The 5,534-nt window shown below is 55.7% G+C and carries 6 protein-coding genes, 1 pseudogene and 1 riboswitch; all 7 genes and pseudogenes read right to left on the reverse strand.

Annotation, left to right across the window (positions count from 1 at the left end):
• Positions 1-379: cobalamin biosynthesis protein (locus tag ACPLUI_RS10325; RefSeq protein WP_424660181.1), on the reverse strand; the 379-nt coding region annotated here is incomplete at its 3' end.
• A 49-nt stretch (positions 380-428) separates the two neighbouring features.
• Positions 429-2,003: a cobyric acid synthase gene (locus ACPLUI_RS10330; RefSeq protein ID WP_424660182.1), complete on the reverse strand. Its 1,575-nt coding sequence runs from the start codon at positions 2,001-2,003 to the stop codon at positions 429-431.
• A gap of 42 nt (positions 2,004-2,045) precedes the next feature.
• Complete coding sequence (gene cobU, locus ACPLUI_RS10335; protein WP_424660183.1) at positions 2,046-2,645, reverse strand: bifunctional adenosylcobinamide kinase/adenosylcobinamide-phosphate guanylyltransferase; 600 nt, start codon at positions 2,643-2,645, stop codon at positions 2,046-2,048.
• A 104-nt stretch (positions 2,646-2,749) separates the two neighbouring features.
• A riboswitch (cobalamin riboswitch) is annotated at positions 2,750-2,923 on the reverse strand.
• Positions 2,924-2,984: 61 nt separating this feature from the next.
• Positions 2,985-3,401: a DUF3842 family protein gene (locus tag ACPLUI_RS10340; protein WP_424660184.1), complete on the reverse strand. Its 417-nt coding sequence runs from the start codon at positions 3,399-3,401 to the stop codon at positions 2,985-2,987.
• 175 nt (positions 3,402-3,576) lie between these two features.
• Positions 3,577-3,840, reverse strand: coding sequence for a translation initiation factor 2 (locus ACPLUI_RS10345; RefSeq protein ID WP_424660185.1), 264 nt, complete (start codon positions 3,838-3,840; stop codon positions 3,577-3,579).
• Between the two features lie 68 nt (positions 3,841-3,908).
• Positions 3,909-5,075 carry an LL-diaminopimelate aminotransferase gene (locus ACPLUI_RS10350; RefSeq protein ID WP_424660186.1) on the reverse strand — a complete coding sequence of 389 codons (1,167 nt, stop codon included), beginning with the start codon at positions 5,073-5,075 and terminating at the stop codon, positions 3,909-3,911.
• Between the two features lie 38 nt (positions 5,076-5,113).
• Positions 5,114-5,534 (reverse strand): annotated as a pseudogene (locus ACPLUI_RS10355) (PHP domain-containing protein); the annotation flags it as partial.

Raw genomic sequence — 5,534 nt, forward strand, 5'->3', positions numbered from 1 at the left:
CAACTATAAAGCTCACCCGTTTGCGGGCCAGTTCCAGATCGCCCCGGGACAGTGGTTCAAGTACGTCCCGGGCGGCTTTGGCCAACCCCCGGACGGCAAAGGTGGAGGAAATCAGCAGCACCTCCAGCCCCGTGGCCAGCCAGGGATGTACCCGGGCAGCAAGGTTTACCACAAGGTACGTGGCCAGGTAACTGCACCCCACCACCACGACCGCCAGGACTACTCCGGCAACCCTCAGAGAAAAGGAACTCTTGGCTACCCGCCGGAGCAATTTTTCAAGCAAGACAATGATTTTGCCCGTAATCACCACAGGGTGGGGAAACCAGCAGGGATCCCCCACCAGCAGGTCCAGAAGATAAGAGCAGAATACTACCAGCATGTCCTGTTACCTGGCACCAATCCCATCGCCCAGGCTGTCGCCCCTTTCCCTATATTCGCACCGGGTCCTGACTGGCCGCCACCCTAGGCCCCGGCAAACCAAGAATCCGGTAAATCCTGCTCATATCAAGGCTTCCCCGTACTACAGCAGCCAGCCGGTCATAGTCCCGCTGCCTCTGCTCAAAGTGCCTGGTGGCTTCCTCCTCCAGCGGGGCCAGTCCCTTCCTTATCCTTAAAGCGTTCAGCAACTGCCGGCGGAATCCATCATCATCGAACAGGCCGTGGATATAAGTACCGAAAACCAGTCCACGTTCATCCTGTGCCCCATCCGGACAATCCACCGCTTCCCCGGAGCGCCTGTAAATGTGGAAGGCCGGTACTGCCCCGGGTCCCAGCCGGGTACGTCCCATGTGGATCTCGTAACCCACTACCTTTCGCCCCCGGGCCGGCGTTAAAAGCGGCCCTCCGCCGGTAACGGTAGCTTCAACCTGAGTAGTAACCTTCTCCGGTGCGAAGGCAGTGCTGATATCGAGCAGCCCCAGCCCCTCTATCCTGGGAATGCTGGATTCAGTCCCGTAAGGATCGGCCAGCTCCCTGCCCAGCATTTGAAAGCCGCCACATATGCCAATTACAGGTGTCCCTTCCCGGGCCAGCCGGCATATTTCGCCAGCAAGGCCGGACCGCTTTAAAGAAACCAGGTCCTCAATAGTGTTTTTACTTCCAGGAAGGATGATCAAATCCGGATTCCCCAGAGGAGTCCCCTTGCCGATATAACGCAAATTCACATCGGGCTCGTCTTCCAGGGGGTCACAATCAGTAAAATTTGAAATATGGGGGAGGTGAATGACCGCTATTTCTATTTCACGGGTGGATGCCCTCCGACTTCTGAGCAGGCTCGCCTCGGAAACTGTATCTTCTTCCTGTACCCTGAAGCCTTCAAAGTAGGGGACCACACCGACCACCGGTATGCCTGTTTTTGCTTCCAGGAAATCCACTGCCGGCTGGAACAGTTTTAGATCTCCACGAAACTTATTGATAATGATCCCCGCCACCCGCTGGCGATCTTCCTCAGGGAGCAACTCCAGGGTACCAACGACTGCAGCCAGGGCGCCGCCCTTATCTATATCGGCGGCCAGCAGTACTGGTGCTTCCGCCAGCCGGGCAACCCGCATGTTTACAATTTCCGTAGCCTGGAGGTTGACTTCGGCGGGACTCCCGGCCCCCTCAATGGCAACAATATCATAACAGCGGCGCAGCCGATCAAGAGCCTGGCAGATGATTTCCCACGCCTTCTGTGCATAGTCGTGGTGGTAATCCCGGGCGGAAAGGTTCCCTACCGGCCGGCCCAGCACAACCACCTGGGAGGAAGCCTGTCCCGTAGGCTTGAGCAAAATGGGATTCATGTCCACATGGGGCTCTATCCCGGCAGCCTCGGCCTGCACCACCTGAGCCCGGCCCATCTCACCCCCATCCCTGGTTACAAAAGAGTTCAGAGCCATATTTTGAGATTTAAAAGGAGCCACACGATAGCCATCCTGGTAAAAAATGCGACAAAGAGCGGCTACCAGGACACTTTTACCTACATGTGAAGCAGTTCCCTGCACCATAATAGTCCTGGCCAGCATGAAGAAAAACCTCCTTATTCACAAGTCCCATTTTTTCAACTATCAACGGCGAACTCCGGCAGGATCTTGCGCACCCACCCTCCTGCCAACCGCCAGGGACTTTATTTCTACCGGCAGACCGGCCACCACCAGGTAAACCTCCTCAGCCTCCCGGGCCAGCAGCCGGTTAACCCGCCCCGCCACATCGCGATACAAACGGCCAAGGGCATTCTCCGGCACCAGGCCCATCCCTACTTCATTGGCCACCATAATCACCCGCGCGGGCGAGGCGGAAGCAGTCCTGCCCAGTTGCCGGGCCTGTTCCAGAATGAAACATTCTCTGTCTTCCACCGAACTGCCAGGGGGCAGCAGGCTTTCGTCCAGCAACAGGTTGGTCACCCACATGGTTAAACAGTCAATTAAAATAACATCTGCCTGTTTTTCACATTGCCTGACCACTTTTTCCAACCAGTGTGTCTCTTCTACAGTAAGCCACCCTGCAGGACGACGCCTGCGGTGATGAGCGATCCGGCGGGCCATTTCGTCGTCCCCTGCGGCCGCCGTAGCTACATAAACAACTCTCGAACCGGATGAAGTGGCCATTTCCTCGGCAAAATCGCTTTTGCCACTCCTGGCACCGCCAAGAACAAGCACCAGAGCCATAAAAACACCCCTTAAAATAAAAACCCCAGCCTTCGAAAGACCGGGAAAACTTGTGCCAGGCCAGTCCCTAGCCCCGAATGCGCCATGCCCCTTTCTCGCGAAGGGGGTTAAGGCACCCGCAGGCAGGTATCCTGGCTCCCGGATCATCGTCCTGCCCCGCGCCTTCCCTGGCGGTGGCATTGCAGGGCTACTCCCCGGTTACAGTGGCGGAGACCGCTCAGGACTTCCACCTGATTCCCTATTCTCCCCGTTGGGGCACCTGCGGGTCAGGTTGAGATTATTTTGCTGAATTATTTTTGGCTAATTCGCCATATTAATAGAAAAATCCTCTAGGAACCGTTAAAAATTTTGTACGTATTCCTTGACGCGCTGAACCAATTCATCAATAAGGTGGGGCAGAGGTTCGGTACGCAATCCCACCAGTTCCACGGACCCCCTTACCAGGGGTAACAGAATTTTAGGGGCTGGACTCGCAGCAAGGGCTGTGGCCATGGCCGGAGTCAATTCCCCCATCATGGCATGAGGGAAAAGAATGCTTACCGGGCCCACGATAAGATCTACCCGGGGTGCATTGTAAATTACCGCATTTTCACCGGTCGCTCCCTCGTTAGCGCCAGCCCGGAGCATCACCGAAGTAGCCAGGGCATTGGTCCCCAGGGCCAGAATATCGACATCCTCAGGCAATTCCCGGCGCAACCTTTCCATGATATGCTTGCCAATACCGCCACCCTGACCGTCCACTACCGCAATACGCATAATATTCGCTCCTGAATCTCTAAATTTCGAACTTTAAAGGGCTCGTCCCCAGCCCACCAATGGTTCCTACAAAATACACCGGGAACCGCGGACCGGATCCCGCTGGCATCCTGAATCGGAAACCTGCTTGAGCTGCCACGAGACCCGGCCTTTCGCTCTCGTGTATACTGCAAAGTTAATTTACGGAGTCCCGGGACAGGTAGTCCTTGAGTCTCGACTCAAGCTCTAAAATCTGTAAGTTTTTGCGTAATAGAGACCGGGCATAACGGTAATTAGCCCGGTGCAACCGCCTATTCTCCTGTTCCAACCGGGCCAGAAAGGATGATCTTTCCTTCTCCATCCGTTCTATCAAATTCATTAAAACCCGACGGCTTAAACGAAGCTGTTCCACCTTTTCTTCCAGTTCCTGGATTCGCCGTTGCATTTCAAACATATCCATCGATCCACCACCTCGGGCAGCAGGTCTGTTTTTAATATATGCTGCCCCTGGTGGCAATAGACGACAGGCTAACGGAACGAAAATACCCTGCCAATGCGCTCCACGGCCTCAGCCAGCAATTCCTCTTCCTGAACCATGGCTATACGTACATAGCCCTCCCCCATGGCCCCAAAAGCCAGGCCGGGAATTACCAGCACCCCTGCCCGCTCCAGCAAGTCCAGGGCAAACTGCCGCGAAGAAGTATATCCTGCCGGCAGAGGAGCCCAGATAAACATGGAAGCGCTGGGTTTGGGCATCTGCCAGCCATAACGGGCCAGTCCGTCCACCAGCACATCCCGCCTGCGCTGGTAAATACGGGCCATTTCTTCCACACAGTCCTGTGGTCCTTCCAGGGCCGCAATACCTGCTTCCTGAACCGCCCGGAAGACACCATAATCAATGTTGGACTTGATGCGGGCAAGAGCGGCCAGCACGTCCCGGTTACCCACAGCAAAGCCGATACGGCAGCCCGCCATATTATACGTCTTGGAAAGAGAATAGAATTCAATACCTACTTCTTTAGCACCGGGTACTTCCAGAAAACTCATGGGTTTAAAACCATCATAGGCCAGTTCGGCATACGCCACGTCATGGCAAACCAGAATATCGTAGTCTCGGGCAAAAACGACCACCTGTTCAAAAAATTCGCGGCTGGCCGAAGCAGCCACCGGGTTGTTCGGATAGTTGAGCCACATTAACCTGGCTTTACGGGCCACCTCCCCGGGAATTGCATCCAGGTCGGGCAGAAAATCGTTTTCGGCCAGAAGGGGCATGGGGTAAATTTCGCCGCCAGCCAGGAGAATGCTGCAGGCATAAATAGGATAACCCGGGTCGGGAACCAGGGCTACATCTCCGGGGTTAATATAAGCCAGGGAGATATGGGCCAGGCCATCCTGGGAACCCATCAAGACCAGCACTTCATGATCCGGGTCCAGTTCCACCCCGAAACGCCGCCGGTACCACCTGGCCAGAGCCCGATGAAGTGCCGGCATACCTTCAAGGGGATAACGGTAGTTAACCGGATTATCAATTGCACGGTGCAGGGCAGCTATAATATGAGGAGCCGGTGGGCGATCCGGACTGCCTACACCCAAATTTATCACCTTGATGCCCCTGCCTTCCACCCGTTTCTTATACTGTTCCATCTCGTTAAATATAGCTGACTCCAGACCTTTGATACGCTTTGCTACTTCCATGTTCCCACCCCGTTTAACAGCAAGTTTATGTCCGCACCTCACATGGCCAGTTCTTTTAAGGCAGCTACCACTGCATCGGGCGCTGTTGCCGCCCCCAGGCGATTATATTCCCGGTGGCCCGAACCGTGGTAATCTGAACCCCCGGTGGCTACAAGGCGGTAGCGCCGGCAGATCCTCTCATAATGCCAGACCATTTCTTCGGAATGAGCCGGGTAATATACTTCGAGACCCTGCAACCCCTCGGCAACAAGCCGGGGGATGAGGTGATCGCAACGAACCAGACCGGGGTGGGCCAGCACCGCCACCCCGCCCGCCCGGCGGAGCAGCCGGACCGCCTCCCGGGCGGTATACTTGTACCTGGGTACGTAGGCCACCCGATCTTTACCGATGTATTTCTCAAAAGCTTCAGCCACCGTAGCTACAGCTCCGACCTGAACCAGAGCCCGGGCTACATGGGGC

Source organism: Desulfofundulus sp., from assembly GCF_049701015.1.
GTDB lineage: Bacteria > Bacillota > Desulfotomaculia > Desulfotomaculales > Desulfovirgulaceae > Desulfofundulus.

Excerpts from the sequence above, each read along its gene's own strand:
- ACPLUI_RS10350 (WP_424660186.1), bottom strand. The coding sequence starts at position 5,075 with ATGGAAGTAGCAAAGCGTATCAAAGGTCTGGAGTCAGCTATATTTAAC.
- ACPLUI_RS10340 (WP_424660184.1), bottom strand. The coding sequence starts at position 3,401 with ATGCGTATTGCGGTAGTGGACGGTCAGGGTGGCGGTATTGGCAAGCAT.
- ACPLUI_RS10330 (WP_424660182.1), bottom strand. The coding sequence starts at position 2,003 with ATGCTGGCCAGGACTATTATGGTGCAGGGAACTGCTTCACATGTAGGT.
- cobU (WP_424660183.1), bottom strand. The coding sequence starts at position 2,645 with ATGGCTCTGGTGCTTGTTCTTGGCGGTGCCAGGAGTGGCAAAAGCGAT.
- ACPLUI_RS10345 (WP_424660185.1), bottom strand. The coding sequence starts at position 3,840 with ATGGATATGTTTGAAATGCAACGGCGAATCCAGGAACTGGAAGAAAAG.